Below are 15,863 nucleotides of genomic sequence, written 5' to 3' on the forward strand. Positions count from 1 at the left end.
GGATGCCTAAGGGAGAGAGTATGGATAGCCAAAAGCAGGACTTTTTGCCTTCGTCTGGTTTTGAGAGCGATCTGATTTCTGTTGATATTGATAAGTGGCAAAGGACGGTTAATCTGATGTCTGAACTGTATGGTGCAGCATGCGGCACCATTGTTCAGTATAAGAATGAGCAGTTCAATGTGATTACTGCAAGCATGAATGAAGATAACTTCCTTGCAGCAGGCAGTACATGGCCCTGGGACATGCAGAGTTTTTGCCGGGAAATTATGGAAACCGGCAAAGAGCTTTATGTCGGGGATGCTGAAAACAGCGAAAAGTGGAAAGGCAGCCCAGGTGTAGCAGAGGGGCCTGTTCGATCTTATCTTGGTTTTCCTATTCTGTGGCCCGATGGTCACTTGTTTGGCACGATTTGTGTGATTGATACTAAGGCAACAGATTACGAGCCTAAACTTATCCGTCTGCTAAATTCACTTTGTGAACTTATTACTGCCGACCTGAAAATTGCCGTTGATTTGGAACAGATGAAAAGTCTGGCACTGACCGATGAACTTACCCAGCTACATAACCGAAGAAGCCTTGAGCTCTTGGGAGAGCAGAAACTGAAAGAAATTCAGCGGGATAAAACCTGTTTGTCGGTTATCTATATAGATATTGATAATATGAAGCAGGTGAATGATCAGTTTGGTCACTCTGAAGGTGATAACTGCTTGGTGACGTTAGCAGAGGTTTTGAGGCAACAGTGTAGGACATCCGATATTGTCGCCAGAATAGGAGGAGATGAGTTTGTTGTGCTTACCCTGTCTACCACTCCTGCCTACTCTTTGATGACGCGGATTAAGAACAATTACTCATCAAAGGTTTCTGATAAACAGGCGTTGTCAATTACCTCTTTAAGCTGTGGGTTGATCGTTCTGGAATACAGCAATATGACCACTCTGAAACAAGCTGTAGAGCAGGCTGATGAGCGGATGTATGAGGAAAAGCAGAAGAAAAAAAACGCCTGACCGGTCAGACCGGAACAGGCATTTTGCATGGGGATTCATTAGCCTTCAAAAAGGTACAGATATTCTTGGTATCCTCTTTCAGCCATCTGTTCCATCGGGATAAATTCCATAGCTGCTGAGTTCATGCAGTATCTTAGTCCCGTTGGTGCCGGACCATCAGTAAACACATGGCCTAAGTGAGAATCAGCAAACTTACTGCGGATTTCTGTTCTCGGGAAAATCAGTTTATAGTCGGTTTTTTCTACCACATAAGCTTTATCGATTGGTTTAGTAAAGCTTGGCCATCCTGTACCAGACTTATATTTGTCTGTAGAGGAGAATAGCGGTTCACCTGATACGATATCGACATAGATGCCTTTCGCTTTGTTATCCCAGTATTTGTTCTGGAACGGCTTCTCGGTACCTTCTTCCTGAGTCACATAGTATTGAAGCTTGCTTAGTTTCGCTTTTATCTCTTTGTCTGATGGCTTGGCATACTGCTTACTGCTACCTGATTCTCCATAGATAATCTGACGCAGGGTTTTAGGGTTCTCTTTTCTGTCTTTACCGAAAATTTTAGTCAGATACTGATCGCGACCTGATGCGTTGCGGTAATACTTATAGCGAATTTTGCTCTTTTTATAGAAATCCTGATGGTACTCTTCAGCAGGCCAGAACTTTTTGAACTCAATTAGTTCTGTTGCCAGTGGTTTACCGAACACACCGTTATCATCAATTTCCTGCATAAAGCGTTCAGCGATCTGTTTCTGCTCTGCATTGTGGAAAAAGATAGCAGGGCGGTATTGCGGGCCCCGGTCAACAAATGAACCTTTACTGTCGGTCGGATCGATATGACGGAAGAAATGATCCAGAACCTGCTCATAGGTGAGTTTGTCGGCATCGTAACTTACCTTAATCACCTCAATATGCCCTGAGCGGCCGGACGAAACCTGTTTATAGGTCGGATTATCAACATTTCCGCCTGAGTATCCGGAAACAACGTCTAACACACCATCCAGTTGTTCCAGATCAGATTCAGTACACCAGAAGCAACCACCGGCCAGTGTTGCTACTGCAACGTTTTCTGCTTGTGGCTTTTTGTCGTCAGCATTGACGTTACCTGACGGGCTCATCAGAGCAAACAGTAGCGGGAGTGATACACCGAGTGAGAGAAGTACTTTCGATATTCTTGTCATTTTTGTCCCTTGTGTTACTACATAATATTTTTGATTAGTTATATAGAAAGGAGAGGGCGGAGAAAAATTGCAAATTAGATCACATTATTTTAAGTGGATTTTGCTATCTGCATGAAAAATAATAATAAAAATGCCCCAGAATATGTATTCAGGGGCAGGGTTTTTAGTTTACCGAGTCTTAAAGGGATTACTTTAGTGCACTGCAAAAGCTGACATCAGCAATCTGTTTTTCGTTGTCATAGCTGTGATAGAGCTCGAAGCAGGGTCTGTCATCCATCTCCAATCCTAACTCAACGATCTGCGCTATATGTTCATTCCATGCCGGACCATACTGAGATTTATCCGTGATGGTTTTGCGCATTGTGGCGTACTCTCCGCCGGGGAAGGGTTGTAGCTCGACATCTCCGGCAACCGTTACTTGCTTTTCTACCAGCAGGCAGATATCGGTACGGCACTTTTCAGCCGGAGTAACTTCCGGGTTGTCATGGTAAATAAACAGGCAGGTAGACTCAGCCACACCTGCTGAAGCTGCCCAGTGATAAAGCTTTCCGACGGCTGGCTCGTAATTTTCACCATAAGGGCCGGTTACCCTGATATAAGCTAACTGACCCGCAGAAAAATTCTGTCTCTCCATTGTTATTCTCCTTTGTTTTGATTCAGGAGCAGTATATGAGTTGAGGCTTTGATGGGCGTTTCCATTCTTGCGCAGTGTGTGTCCAATCTTGCTATCTCTTAGCAAAGCAGAAAAAAGCTCTAAGTTTTCGCACTGTCTGATGTCGGTCGGTGAAAGGGCAAAATGTTTTCGGAACGCTTTGGCAAAGCTTTGAGAACTGGAAAATCCATACTCAAGGGCAACTTCAAGAACCGAGGGTTTTTTATAGAAAAGATCCTGAGCAGCCTGTTGTAACCTTAACCGGCGTAAGTATTCACATAATGTTTCACCGGTAACGGCCTTAAATACCCGATGAAAATGATAAGGTGAAAGGCTTGCCATAGCAGCAACTTCTTCCAGATTTAATTCCTGATTATAGTGTTTCTCCAGATAACGTATGACAGGTTTTAGTTTCTGGTGATAGTCGGTTTTCATAAAAACGGGCAGCATCTCTGTTCAAAACTACCGCAATAATAGAACAGAAAGCACTGTATGTAAAAACAGTAATTGTGAATAGTGATATTGTGCGAATGCTTTTGAGGGAGTTGTAGGGAGTAAATCGAGATAACCCACCTCAGCTTCTGAGGCGGGTAGGGTTTTGGGGTTACTTCCGGCAACCGGTAAAAATACTCATCTCTTTATTGATTGCTTTGGTTGAGACTGAAGCAAAATCAATCAGTGAGTGGAACAGGTTGTCGTGGGAGTAACTTGCTGAAGTGGCTTTTTCCTGAATACAACTGCGGTCTATCCCGTAGGCATTTTCAAATCCGTTATCCATCCACAGGAACCAAGGCACCTTGGTCTGTCCTTCAGGAGCAAGCGCATAAGGGGTACCGTGCAGGTAAAGGCCGTTTTCACCAAGGGATTCACCATGGTCCGAAATATACATCAGTGCCACATTATAGTTCTCTCTGTAGCTCTCTAATTTCTCAATGGTTTGGGCAAGTACGAAATCTGTATAAACAATAGTGTTGTCATAAACATTAACGATCTCCCGATCACTACAGTTTTCGATATCGCTCTGGTTACAAGACGGGGTGAATTGTTCTTTATCTTGCGGATAACGCTTCCAGTAGGTCGGTCCGTGGCTGCCGATAATATGGAAGGCGAACAACTGATTATCTCCCTGATTGGCCGCTATCTGTTGATCGAAGTTTTTCAGCATTACTTCATCAAAGCAGTAAATACCATCGCAGAACTCCGGGAATGCTTCCGGGGTAATGGTTAACAGGTTGAGCTTTTTCGCTACCGCCTTATCGCCACCGTCGTTCTCTTTCCAGAGTACTTTTGTACCTGCCCGCTGGATAATATCGAGTGCATTATCCTGGTGGTTAGCGCGCTGCTTGTTATAGCCTTTGCGGTTCAGGTTAGAGAACATGCAGGGAAGAGAGTGAGCAGTAGCAGTACCACAGGAAGAGACATCCTGAAAAGAGATAATCCCTTTACCTTCTGTATACGGATTGGTGTTTCTCTGATAACCGTTGTAACCGATATTAGCGGAGCGGGCTGTTTCGCCGACCACTAAAACAATCAGCGATGGCTTACCGTTTGCGGCTGCAACAGGGGCTGCGTCTTCACCAATAACTTTATATTCAAGTGGCTCAGTCAGGTATGTTCTGTCCAGATACTTAACGGCATTGAACAGATGGCTGGGAACAATTAACTGATTTAGATAAGAGTTATTTCTGCCCACAGAGGCATAGTCTTTATATGAAGTGACATAGATAACGGCAATAACCCCCAGTGCTCCCAGAACGACAGCAAATCGCTTTAATATACGGATCTTCAGTGGTGTTTTTTTCTCAAATCTTACCAGAGCAATTAATATTGCCGGTACAACACCAAATGCCAGACTAAAGCCGATAGAGGAGGGGTTAACATAAGAGAGAGCTTCGCCGGTATGGGTTTCAAATATATTCTCGATCATAGAGTAATCGAAAATTACACCATATCTCAGGGTGGCAAAACAGGCCATTGCTGAGGTAAAGACTAGAAAAATATAAAATGGCTTAGCAATAAATGGCCAGGTAAACAGAGAAAATATAACGGCAAAAGCGGCTGATAAAAGAAGCGGGCTGGAATAGGCGAAATAACCGTTACCTGTTTCAGCAAAGAGGGTTATGATTTTTTCCGTTACCGGAAAGTTTAATACAAAACCAAAATAGATGGCCATCAAAATAATAAAGGCAGAGGCGCTAATATTAAATCGAAACTTGCTAAGGGAAAGTAACTTCTCCATCAGAAAAACAGCACTCCCACCCAGGTAAAAAAGGCGAAACAGAGAGCAACAAATACAGAGGCGGAGCCGATATCTTTAGCGCGGCCACTTAGTTCGTGGTATTCCGTTCCTACTCTGTCGACAACGGCTTCAATAGCTGAATTTAATAGCTCACAGAGCAGGACAATGACTAGTACCCCAATAAGCAGAATCTTCTCAACTGTGCTGATTTCCAGCATGAGGGCAACAGGAGAAAAGATAACCAGTAGCATAAACTCCTGACGAACCGCAGCTTCATGTTTAAAGGCGGCCTTCAGGCCCTGAATAGAGTATCCTGTGGCTTTAATTACTCGTTTGATACCGGTATAACCCGGCTTACCTTGATTAACTTGTGTAGACAAAATTATGTACCAATTATCTGAACGTAAACGGGCAAATAAATAGCACGAAATTAGTGAATGAAACGTGAATAGTTTATTCACTTAGTATTAGGTTAAATTGATTTCTCATTGAAAATAGAAATATTAATAGAGCGGGGCGGGTACTGAAATCTCTCAGCCATATTTGGATAAGAGATTTTAGTATATGAGCAGATATGCATTGACATTGGTTTAAACTGAAGCGATTTTGCAGCTAAACCTTAAGTTACTCCTGCGGAAGATCAATTAATATTAAATGAGCGGCACTGTTCTCTGCCCGAAATACCAGTTGCTGAGAACCCTTTATTTCAACGGAATCTCTGGCCTTAAGGAGTGCTTTACCATCGATATTAAGTTCACCGTCGATGCAGTTAATATATACCTGTCTTCCGCTGTTAACTTTATAACTGACACTGTGTTCATTGCCAGTCAGTTCAGATACATAGATATTGCAGTCGGCGTTGACATATAAGGGAGCCAGTTGTTTATTTTCCGGATTCCCGACAATATGCAGTAACCGGTTTTGCCTTTCTTCTGCTTCAAATTTCTTATGGCTATAGCGCACTTCGCCTCCGGCATGGGGAGGTAATAGCCAGATTTGCAGCAAACGGCATGGTGTATCATGCAGGTTTTTTTCTGAATGCCAGACGCCGCTTCCGGCAGAAATGGCCTGAACATGGCCTGCACCAATGGTCTCTTCTTTATTAGTAACATTGTCCCAGTGGGTAAGCTGGCCATCTATGATATAGCTGACTATCTGCATATCTTTGTGTGGGTGTTTACCAAAACCAGAGTGAGGCGCGATGGCGTCATCGTTTAGTACCCGGAGTAGGCTAAAACGCATATTGGTCGGGTCATAGTAGTTAGCAAAGGAAAAATGAAAATAGGTATCTGACGGATGCATATTACTATGAGGCAGATAGTGAAGGCTCTCTGCCGGCTTTATCCGGTACTGGTTTTGCGTATTTTGCATGTGAAACTCCGGTCTATTCGATTGTATTGAACAATATAATTATTATAAAACCTGCTATGCTGTATAAATAATGATGATTAATGACAATTTAATTCAAGCAAACTGAACTATGGCTAATCCGATAACACTAGATGCATTAAGAATTCTTGATGCCATTGATAGAAAGAAGAGCTTTGCCTCCGCTGCTGACGAACTGTTTCGTGTTCCTTCTGCTATTTCCTATACGGTAAAAAAGCTGGAAGAGGACTTAGGTGTGACCATTTTTGATCGTACTAAGCGAAAAGCAGAGTTCACTCCGACAGGTCTTCTGCTTCTTAAACAGGGGCGGTTAATTCTTCAGGCTACCGATGAACTCTCCCACCATGTCGTCCAGATAGAAAAAGGCTGGGAGCTGGAACTACGTATTTGTGTCGATAATATTCTGACCTTTGATCCCATCTATGAGCTGATGGCTCAGTTTCAACAGCAGCATCCTCATGTTGAAATAAAGCTTATTGAAGAAGTGATGGAAGGTAACTGGGATGCTATTGAGTCAGAGCGTTGTGATCTGGCCATTGGTGTTCCGGGAGATCCTATCAGTAGTCGTTATGACAGCCTTCCTATCGGTGATATAGAGTTTGTGTTTGCTGTATCCAGAGGACATCCCCTTACCCTCCAGCCATCACCTGTCACTGTTGAGCAGATAAAAGAGTATCCCTCTATTGTTGTTGCAGACAGTTCGCGGGGGCTGCCACCCCGGTCTATTCGTATTCTGGAAGGGCAGAGAAGAATTACTGTCCCTACGGTTGAGAAGAAAATCAGCGCTCAGATGCTGGGGCTCGGGGTAGGTTACTTGCCGATTTTTCGCGTAGAGCAGGAGCTTCAGACCGGGCAGCTGGTGGCACTGGAAGTTGCACCGGCGCAAAGCCGGGTAAGTCCCATCAGCATAGCCTGGAACAAAAGCAATAAAGGCAAAGCGCTTCGCTGGTTTATTGAGAAGCTGGCTGGTATGGATAGAAATCGGCTGATCATGAGTTAATGATATGTAAAAAATGACACATTAATGTTATTTTCATGTGTCATTTTCTACCCATTTCTATGCCCGGTAGATCAGAAGTTTTCCGGCCTTTATGCTTAAAGGCCTTGATATATAAGGGTTGTAAATAAAATGTTATAAGTTGGTATGTTGTTTGCCTTATACAGTTTACACGGCACCCAAAGACGGGGCTGTTTACTACATAAGGAGAACAACCAAATGTTTAAGCCACTGACCCTACTATCAGTATCTGCACTCGCTCTGACCAGCTTTAATGCTGCTGCACAATGTGACCCGGGCGAACTTGTTATTAAGTTCAGCCATGTTACTAATGCGGACAAACACCCTAAAGGTATTGCTGCATCACTGCTTGAAAGCCGCGTAAACGAAGAGATGAACGGCAAAGCATGTATGCAGGTGTTCCCAAACTCAACCCTTTATGATGATGACAAAGTTTTAGAAGCACTGTTAAACGGCGATGTTCAAATGGCCGCCCCTTCTCTTTCTAAGTTTGAAAAGATCACCAAAAAATACCGCATCTTTGACCTTCCTTTCCTGTTTGAAGATATCGACGCCGTTGACCGTTTCCAGAACTCTGAATCTGGTGAAAAACTGAAGAATGCGATGAAGCGTCGTGGACTGAAAGGTCTGGCATTCTGGCACAATGGCATGAAGCAGATGTCTGCAAACAAACCCCTTCTTCTTCCTGAAGATGCCAGCGGTCTGAAATTCCGTGTACAGGCGTCAGACGTTTTGGTAGCACAGTTTGAGCAACTGGGCGCTAACCCTCAGAAAATGTCGTTTAAAGAAGTATATGGCGGCCTGCAGACCAAGGTTATCGATGGTCAGGAGAACACATGGTCCAACATCTATGGCAAAAAGTTCTTCGAAGTTCAGGACGGCGTAACAGAAACCAACCACGGTATTCTTGATTACCTTGTTGTAACGTCAAATGGTTTCTGGGACAAACTACCGGGCGATGTTCGTGATCAACTGGCCACCATTGTTCAGGAAGTATCTGAAACCCGTAACTCTGAGTCCGCTAAGGTTAACCAGAGCAACAAACAGAACATCATCGATGCCGGTGGTGTGGTACGTAAGCTGACTCCAGAGCAGAGACAAGCCTGGGTAAATGCACTTAAACCTGTATGGCAGAAGTTTGAGAAAGATATCGGCTCTGAGCTGATTGACGCTGCTGTAGCTTCGAACAAATAACACCGCAAAAACGCTATGGGTGGAAAACCACCCATAGCAGATTGATAACTATAAGCGGGAGTATTCTATGGAAAATTCATTTCTTGCTAAAGTCGGTAAAGCGACTGATCTGTTTGAAGAGACACTAATCGCCTTCTTTCTTGGTGCAATGACCTTGCTGACATTTACCAATGTTGTGTTCCGTTATGTGCTTAACGACAACATTTTATGGGCCCTTGAGCTAACGGTGTTCATGTTCGCATGGATGGTATTGGTTGGGGCGTCTTACGGCGTAAAAAAACACTTTCATATTGGTGTTGATGTCATTATCAACCTTGCACCCGAGGGGCTAAGAAAAGTGTATGCACTTGTTGCCGTGGCACTTTGTCTTGCTTTCTCAATTCTTTTACTTATCGGTTCATGGAACTACTGGTATCCGTTCATTACTGAGCGTGCATGGTACGAAACCGATGATATTCCAATGCCGGAAATGCTGCAGTTTTTAGCCGATGTACTGAACGAAGGTGAACGCTATGAAAAACTGCCACGTTTTATCCCTTATGCTGCACTTCCTATTGGCATGGCTATGCTGACGTTCCGGTTTATTCAAATTGCCTTCCAGATTCTGAGCGGAAAACTCGATCGCCTGATCGCCAGTCATGAAGCAGAAGAAGATTTAGAAGCACTAAAAGCAGAGATGAAGGAAGACTAAATTATGGCAATTCTATTTCTATTTTTAATGGTTATCGGCTTTATGCTGATTGGGGTACCGATTGCCATTTCTCTTGGTCTGGCAAGTATGTTCTTCTTGCTGCTCCATTCAGATGCTTCTCTTGCATCTGTTGCCCAGACACTGTTTAATGCCTTTGCCGGTCACTACACCCTGTTAGCGATTCCATTTTTTATACTGGCTTCCAGTTTTATGTCTACCGGTGGTGTGGCGCGCAGAATTATTCGTTTTGCTATTGCTATGGTGGGCTGGTTCCGTGGTGGTCTGGCGATGGCATCGGTTGTTGCCTGTATGATGTTCGCAGCGCTATCTGGTTCATCTCCTGCAACGGTTGTGGCAATAGGTAGTATCGTTATCGCCGGTATGGTGAAGAACGGTTATACCAAAGAGTTTGCCGCGGGCGTTATCTGTAATGCTGGTACATTAGGGATCCTGATCCCACCTTCCATCGTAATGGTTGTATACGCAGCAGCGACGGATGTTTCCGTAGGGCGTATGTTCCTTGGTGGTGTTATTCCGGGCTTATTGGCCGGTCTGATGCTGATGATTGCCATCTATATCACAGCACGTGTTAAGAACCTGCCAAAACAACCTTTTGTCGGCTGGACTGAAGCATTTAATGCCGCGAAAGATGCAAGCTGGGGCTTACTGCTGGTAGTGATCATTCTTGGCGGTATTTATGGTGGTATCTTTACCCCGACTGAAGCGGCAGCGGTAGCGGCGGTTTACTCTTTCTTTATCGCCAACTTTATCTACAAAGATATGGGGCCGTTTGCCGACAAAGAAAATACCAAACCGTGGATTGTTAAAGCGTTCCAGACTTTTGTTCATAAAGATACCCATGCGACCCTGTATGAAGCGGGTAAGCTCACCATTATGCTGCTATTTATCATTGCTAACGCTTTGATACTTAAGCACGTGTTAACTGAAGAACGTATTCCTCAGATGATTACTGAGTCAATGTTGTCAGCAGGTCTGGGACCGATTACCTTCCTAATCGTAGTGAACGTACTGTTATTGATTGGCGGACAGTTTATGGAGCCGTCTGGTCTGCTGATCATCGTTGCTCCTCTGGTATTCCCGATTGCCATTGCGCTGGGTATTGACCCGATTCACCTGGGTATCATTATGGTAGTAAACATGGAGATAGGTATGATTACCCCGCCTGTAGGGCTCAACCTGTTTGTGACCGCCGGGGTGGCGAAAATGTCCATGATGAACGTGGTGAAAGCGGCGTTACCGTGGGTTGCTGTAATGTTCCTGTTCCTGATTATCGTTACTTACGTACCTTGGGTTTCAACCTGGCTACCAACCTCGCTAATGGGGCCGGAGATCATAACCAAGTAACACCTCAACACTCCTGCCTCCGGATTCCCCTATGGGGGCAGGTCTATCAAACTCATTTCACTAAACCCGTCTTAGGATGGGTTTTTTATTTACTTATAGGCTCTTATAATTTTCCTTATCCAGCCCATGTTTCTGCATTTTGTCGTAGAGTGTTTTCCGCGCCAGATTAAGCCTCTCCATAGTGTTTTTGATACTGCCGCCACACTCAATCAGTGCTTGCTCAATGGCGGACTTTTCAAATTCGGCAACCTGTTCATTCAGGCTTAACAGGGAGCTCTCTTTTTCCGTGCTGTTTTCCAGTTGAGTCAGTTTGCCCAGTAGTACATAGCGTTCCGCGGCATTGCGCAGTTCGCGGACATTGCCCGGCCAGTGATGGGCGACCAGAGTTTGCAGGTCGGACTGAGCCAGCGAAGTGGCTGCTTTCTTATAACGGGCCGCGGCAACCAACAAAAAGTGGTGGAACAGAGCCGGTATATCCTCTTTTCTCTCCCTTAGGGGAGGAAGGTCGAGGGTAACCACGTTCAGGCGGTAGTAGAGATCCTGACGGAATGTGCCTTCCTCGGCAGCTTGTTTAAGGTCTACTTTGGTGGCGGCTATCACCCGGATATCCAGCGGAAGAGCCTGATTAGAACCAACCCGTTCAATCACTCTCTCCTGCAACACCCTTAGCAGCCTGATTTGCGCCTGCATAGGCATGGATTCAATCTCATCCAGAAACAAGGTTCCTCCCTGAGCATATTCAAACTTACCTATACGTTTGCTTTCTGCTCCGGTAAAAGCGCCTTTTTCATGACCATATAGCTCACTCTCAATCAGATTCTCCGGCACTGCACCGCAATTTACCGCTACAAAGTTGTTTTCCCGCCGGCTGCTCTGCTCGTGAAGGGAGCGGGCGACCAGCTCTTTACCCGTACCGGTTTCTCCGAACAGCAGAATATCCGCTCCCGTGTCAGCAATATGAGAAATGGTTTCGCGCAGGTGCTGTACGGCGGCCGTTTCACCAATAATACGCGGACCAAGGGGATTCTTGGCTTTCAGAGCCTGCTTAAGTTGCTTGTTTTCCTGTGTCAGCTGGCGTTTTTCCAGTGCTCTTTTTACCGTCTCAATCAGCCTGTCATTGGAAAAAGGCTTTTCGATAAAGTCATAAGCACCGTCGTGCATGGCCTGTACGGCCATTGAGATATCGCCATGGCCGGTGATTAAGATAACCGGTATCTCAGCGTCCTGCTGTTTAATGGTGTTAAGTAAATTGTGGCCTGAAATACCGGGCAGACAGATATCGGTGACGACAACAGAAGGGTAGCCCTCTTTTTGAGCTGCGAGGATAGCTGATTCGGCGTCAGCAAAAAATTGTGCAGAGATCTCTTCCAGTTCAAAACTCTGTTCATGAGCGATACGCATATCGCTTTCATCATCGATAAAAAATACATCACACATCATTTACTTCCTGAATGTTTACCTGATCGATTACCGGCAGGGTGACAGTGAATCTTGCACCACCAAGGGGAGAGTCAGTTGCGGTGAGATCCCCTTGCATCGCCTGCATAATCTGCAGGGAAATAGATAGACCAAGTCCTAATCCGTGCTGCTTAGTGGTAAAAAACGGGGCGAACAGCTGCTTTTGCTGAGTCACAGTCAACCCCTGACCATTATCATCAATATGAATTAAGATGCATCTTTCTATCTGCTCAAGAGTGATAGCTATCTCTCTTTTCTGTCCGCTTTCGCCTGAGCTGTTTTTAAGTTCATCCATGGCGTTGGTCAGCAAGTTAATTAAAACCTGCTCAAGTTGAATCAGATTAATTCTGCTCTTCAGCTCTTCATCTTTAATATTAACTTCAAGCTGTATCTGGTTTGCCCTGAACTGGGGTCTAAGCAGCTCTATGGTAGTAATAATGACGGGCTGAATTTTTGCATCCACCAGTTCATCGCTGGACGTTTTTCTCGCCAGTGATTTTAACTGCTGGCTGATCTTGGCCATTCTGTCCGTCAGGGCAGAGATTCTGTTCAGGTTATCTGAAGTTCTCTCCGGTTGCCCTTTCTGTAAGAAGCGTTTGCCGTTTTCGGCAAAGCTGCGTATTGCAGCAAGAGGGTTATTCAGTTCATGGCTGATACTGGCCGACATCTGGCCCAGAACTGCCAGTTTGGCTGCCTGAATCAGCTCTTCCTGAGTCTGCCTTAATGCCTGCTCGGTTTTTTCCCGTTCATCAATTTCCATCTGCAACTCTGCGGTACGCTCCATCACCTGAAACTCGAGTTTTTGCATCGCTTCATGTTCTATCTGGGCAATCTGACGCTGCTTGATTTGCCTGTGGCGTATCAACAACCAAACCATAAGTATCAGGGCAAAAATCAGGCTGACAATCACCAGAAAACCAAACAGGTCCCAGAAGATCCACACTTTAGGCGTTAGGATACGAATTTCCAGCGGCTGAACGACGGTGCGCTTTTTCGCCCCCAGATAGGTATCCTGAAAAAAGACAGCATTGGTTTTCTTCAGCTCGCCGGTTGTACCCTGATGATCGCCAATAAAATTCAGATTTGAGATAGGAGTATCAAGATATTGCCTTCCGTCGCGGATAGCGTCGATTTCATCTGATGATAAACTGAACAGGCTCTTATATAGCCATTTCGGGTCACTAGCCATAAACACCACGCCGTTTTTATCATTAGCAATAAAATGGCTCTTATCGCTTGACCAGTTCTGTTCAATATCAGTGATGTCTGTCTTTACTACCACTACGCCAAGTTTCTCTGCTGCGTAGACAACGGGAAAAGAGTAATAAAATCCGCGCTGCCCAGATGTGGAGCCTAAGGCAAAATATTGGCCAAAGCCCTGATTGATCGCCTGCTGGAAATAAGGCCGGAAGGCAAAATTTCTGCCGACAAAGGTTTTCTCGCTCTGCCAGTTGCTGGCCGCAATGGTGGTGCCGTGGATGTTAAGCAGATAGGTATCGGCTGCCTCAATAATGGTATTTACACTTTCCAGATAGCGGTTGGTCAGTTCAATTTGTGCACTGTTATTGGCATTTTTCAGGGCATCAATCAGTTCACGATCTTTAGCAAGAAGCTGTGGAATATAGGCGTATTTTTCTAACTGGCTATTGAGCTGACCGGTAATACGGTTCAACTGTTCCAGATTCAGTTCAAGCTGCTGCTGGTAGCTTTGGTGCCAATACCAGTTTCCGCCCAGAGTGGCACAGAGAAGGTAGAGCAGAAAAATAATAAAAGAGACGCGCTTTTGCCTGACCACCCTAATTCCTTTTTTGTATAAGATTCAATCTTCTATGATTGCTAATTATGCCATTAGGTTAACTAAATGTTACTTTTTTAACCTTAAGAATGCGCGTTTAAAACAAGACAAAGATCTCTTTTTATCTCTTTAAGTAAAAAAAAAGCAAAATATCATTGAATTTGCTTCTATTGCCCCCATTTCTGGGTCGAAGTTTGGTAAAAAAGTATCTGTTTTGTCGACTTAGTATCATCTTCTATTGAGATTTTAGGACATCACTCGACAGACTAGGGTCATGCCGCTAGAATGTCGCGTCTAAAATTTTGGTTCTGAGACTAATCGGAGATACCTTGCTTCGGAAAAACGAAGACAAGATATCGCTCATTAGTCAGATGGCCGGGAAAACCCCGGTTATCTAAGCTCAATAAAAAGTGTACCTGTAAAGGTGCAATACACGGATATGGTCATAGCTATAAATAGTTGGTGGCTAAAATACTCAGAGAACTGAGTTAGTTTTGAGGTTTATATAAAATGCAAGCTACTGTTGAAACTCTAGAAGGCCTAGAACGCCGTCTAAACATCACTGTTCCTGCTGCTAACATCGAAGATGCAGTAAAAGCAGAACTTCGCAACATCGCGAAAAACCGTCGTTTTGATGGTTTCCGTAAAGGCAAAGTGCCACTGAAGATGGTTGCGCAAATGTACGGCAAAGCAGTACGTCAAGATGTGATGGGTGAAGTGATGCAACGCCACTTCATCGAAGCAATCGTAAAAGAGAAAATTAACCCGGCTGGCGCTCCGACTTTTGCTCCTGTTGAGAACGAAGAAGGTAAAGACCTTGTTTTCACTGCAACTTTTGAAGTTTATCCGGAAGTTGAGCTGAAAGGCCTTGAGAACATCGTTGTTGAGAAGCCAGTAGTAGCAGTTGAAGATGCAGACGTTGAAGAGATGATCGAAACTCTGCGTAAGCAGCAGGCGAGCTGGACTGAAGTTGAAGAAGCTGCAGAAGATGGTTCTCGCGCGACTATCGATTTCGTTGGTTCTATCGACGGTGAAGAGTTTGAAGGCGGTAAAGCTGAGAACTTCCCTCTGGAAATGGGTCAGGGTCGCATGATCCCTGGTTTCGAAGACGGCATCATGGGCAAGCGCGCTGGTACTGAGTTCGAAATCGACGTAACTTTCCCAGAAGATTACCACGCTGAAAACCTGAAAGGTAAAGAAGCTAAGTTCCAAATCAAAGTAAACAAAGTTGAAGCTCGCGAACTGCCGGAAATCAACGAAGAGTTTGTTGCTAAGTTTGGTGTTACTGAAGGCGGTATCGACGCTCTTAAAGCTGAAGTTCGTAAGAACATGGAGCGTGAACTGGCTCAGGCTGTTAAGAACAAGATCAAAGAGCAGGCGATCGACGGTCTGGTTAAAGAGAACGAAATCGACGTACCTGCAGCGGTTGTTGATCAGGAAATCGGTGTTCTTCGCCAACAGGCAGCTCAGCGTTTCGGTGGCAACCCTGAAGCAGCAGAGCAGCTTCCTCGTGAACTGTTTGAAGAGCAAGCTAAGCGTCGCGTAGTTGTTGGTCTTCTTCTTGGTGAAGTTATCAAGACTGAAGAGCTGAAAGCTGACGACGAGAAAGTGAAAGCACTTATCGAAGAGATGGCGACTGCATACGAAGACCCATCAGAAGTTGTTGCTTACTACGAGCAAAACGAAGAGATGATGAACAACATGCGTAACGTTGCTCTTGAAGAGCAGGCGATCGACGCTATCCTTGCTAAAGCTCAGGTTTCTGATAAAGAAGCTAACTTCAATGAACTGATGAACCAACAGCAACCTGCATAATATCCGGTTGTCTGACTAAAATTAGTTCAGAGTAAAGATTATGGTCCGTATGATCACTCATCCGGGCC

At 44.8% G+C, this 15,863-nt stretch carries 13 protein-coding genes; 6 read left to right on the forward strand and 7 right to left on the reverse strand.

Annotation, left to right across the window (positions count from 1 at the left end):
• The first annotated feature begins 20 nt into the window (after positions 1–20).
• Entirely contained in the window at positions 21–1,004 is a 984-nt protein-coding gene (locus PK654_RS04620; RefSeq protein WP_271697919.1) for a sensor domain-containing diguanylate cyclase, read from the forward strand.
• Positions 1,005–1,042: 38 nt separating this feature from the next.
• Here PK654_RS04620 and msrB read toward each other — a convergent pair whose 3' ends face one another.
• From msrB to PK654_RS04645, 5 genes are all read right to left on the reverse strand, one after another.
• Positions 1,043–2,179, reverse strand: a complete 1,137-nt coding sequence (gene msrB / locus PK654_RS04625; protein ID WP_271697920.1) for a peptide-methionine (R)-S-oxide reductase MsrB — start codon at positions 2,177–2,179, stop codon at positions 1,043–1,045.
• Positions 2,180–2,366: 187 nt separating this feature from the next.
• A complete protein-coding gene (locus PK654_RS04630; RefSeq protein WP_271697921.1) occupies positions 2,367–3,266 on the reverse strand; it encodes an AraC family transcriptional regulator in 900 nt (299 codons plus the stop codon).
• A gap of 169 nt (positions 3,267–3,435) precedes the next feature.
• The gene (locus tag PK654_RS04635; RefSeq protein ID WP_271697922.1) at positions 3,436–5,070 is read right to left on the reverse strand and encodes a phosphoethanolamine transferase; all 1,635 of its coding nucleotides are present in this window, start codon (positions 5,068–5,070) and stop codon (positions 3,436–3,438) included.
• Positions 5,070–5,450, reverse strand: coding sequence for a diacylglycerol kinase (locus PK654_RS04640; protein ID WP_271697923.1), 381 nt, complete (start codon positions 5,448–5,450; stop codon positions 5,070–5,072). Before PK654_RS04640 ends, PK654_RS04635 begins: the two co-directional genes overlap by 1 nt.
• Positions 5,451–5,694: 244 nt before the next feature.
• The gene (locus tag PK654_RS04645) at positions 5,695–6,441 is read right to left on the reverse strand and encodes a pirin family protein (protein WP_271697924.1); all 747 of its coding nucleotides are present in this window, start codon (positions 6,439–6,441) and stop codon (positions 5,695–5,697) included.
• A gap of 109 nt (positions 6,442–6,550) precedes the next feature.
• On the opposite strand from PK654_RS04645, the gene PK654_RS04650 reads away from it, so the two are divergent.
• From PK654_RS04650 to PK654_RS04665, 4 genes are all read left to right on the forward strand, one after another.
• Positions 6,551–7,459 (forward strand): LysR substrate-binding domain-containing protein, encoded by a 909-nt coding sequence (locus tag PK654_RS04650; RefSeq protein WP_271697925.1) that lies wholly within the window; start codon positions 6,551–6,553, stop codon positions 7,457–7,459.
• Positions 7,460–7,675: 216 nt separating this feature from the next.
• The gene (locus PK654_RS04655; RefSeq protein WP_271697926.1) at positions 7,676–8,671 is read left to right on the forward strand and encodes a TRAP transporter substrate-binding protein; all 996 of its coding nucleotides are present in this window, start codon (positions 7,676–7,678) and stop codon (positions 8,669–8,671) included.
• A 67-nt stretch (positions 8,672–8,738) separates the two neighbouring features.
• On the forward strand, positions 8,739–9,362 hold the full coding sequence (locus tag PK654_RS04660; protein ID WP_271697927.1) for a TRAP transporter small permease: 624 nt from the start codon (positions 8,739–8,741) through the stop codon (positions 9,360–9,362).
• Between the two features lie 3 nt (positions 9,363–9,365).
• The gene (locus tag PK654_RS04665; RefSeq protein WP_271697928.1) at positions 9,366–10,727 is read left to right on the forward strand and encodes a TRAP transporter large permease; all 1,362 of its coding nucleotides are present in this window, start codon (positions 9,366–9,368) and stop codon (positions 10,725–10,727) included.
• Between the two features lie 93 nt (positions 10,728–10,820).
• Here the strand turns inward: PK654_RS04665 and PK654_RS04670 are convergent, their stop codons facing one another.
• Both PK654_RS04670 and PK654_RS04675 read right to left on the reverse strand, forming a co-directional pair.
• Positions 10,821–12,164, reverse strand: a complete 1,344-nt coding sequence (locus PK654_RS04670) for a sigma-54-dependent transcriptional regulator (protein WP_271698795.1) — start codon at positions 12,162–12,164, stop codon at positions 10,821–10,823.
• Positions 12,157–13,980, reverse strand: a complete 1,824-nt coding sequence (locus PK654_RS04675; protein WP_271697929.1) for an ATP-binding protein — start codon at positions 13,978–13,980, stop codon at positions 12,157–12,159. The genes PK654_RS04670 and PK654_RS04675 overlap by 8 nt, the downstream gene beginning before the upstream one ends.
• 510 nt (positions 13,981–14,490) lie before the next feature.
• On the opposite strand from PK654_RS04675, the gene tig reads away from it, so the two are divergent.
• On the forward strand, positions 14,491–15,795 hold the full coding sequence (gene tig, locus PK654_RS04680) for a trigger factor (RefSeq protein WP_271697930.1): 1,305 nt from the start codon (positions 14,491–14,493) through the stop codon (positions 15,793–15,795).
• Positions 15,796–15,863 lie beyond the last annotated feature (68 nt).

It is taken from the genome of Vibrio sp. SCSIO 43137 (assembly GCF_028201475.1).
Classification (GTDB): Bacteria; Pseudomonadota; Gammaproteobacteria; order Enterobacterales; family Vibrionaceae; genus Vibrio.

Excerpts from the sequence above, each read along its gene's own strand:
- PK654_RS04665 (WP_271697928.1), top strand. The coding sequence starts at position 9,366 with ATGGCAATTCTATTTCTATTTTTAATGGTTATCGGCTTTATGCTGATT.
- PK654_RS04660 (WP_271697927.1), top strand. The coding sequence starts at position 8,739 with ATGGAAAATTCATTTCTTGCTAAAGTCGGTAAAGCGACTGATCTGTTT.
- PK654_RS04620 (WP_271697919.1), top strand. The coding sequence starts at position 21 with ATGGATAGCCAAAAGCAGGACTTTTTGCCTTCGTCTGGTTTTGAGAGC.
- PK654_RS04645 (WP_271697924.1), bottom strand. The coding sequence starts at position 6,441 with ATGCAAAATACGCAAAACCAGTACCGGATAAAGCCGGCAGAGAGCCTT.
- PK654_RS04650 (WP_271697925.1), top strand. The coding sequence starts at position 6,551 with ATGGCTAATCCGATAACACTAGATGCATTAAGAATTCTTGATGCCATT.
- PK654_RS04630 (WP_271697921.1), bottom strand. The coding sequence starts at position 3,266 with ATGAAAACCGACTATCACCAGAAACTAAAACCTGTCATACGTTATCTG.
- msrB (WP_271697920.1), bottom strand. The coding sequence starts at position 2,179 with ATGACAAGAATATCGAAAGTACTTCTCTCACTCGGTGTATCACTCCCG.
- PK654_RS04635 (WP_271697922.1), bottom strand. The coding sequence starts at position 5,070 with ATGGAGAAGTTACTTTCCCTTAGCAAGTTTCGATTTAATATTAGCGCC.
- PK654_RS04655 (WP_271697926.1), top strand. The coding sequence starts at position 7,676 with ATGTTTAAGCCACTGACCCTACTATCAGTATCTGCACTCGCTCTGACC.
- PK654_RS04670 (WP_271698795.1), bottom strand. The coding sequence starts at position 12,164 with ATGTGTGATGTATTTTTTATCGATGATGAAAGCGATATGCGTATCGCT.
- tig (WP_271697930.1), top strand. The coding sequence starts at position 14,491 with ATGCAAGCTACTGTTGAAACTCTAGAAGGCCTAGAACGCCGTCTAAAC.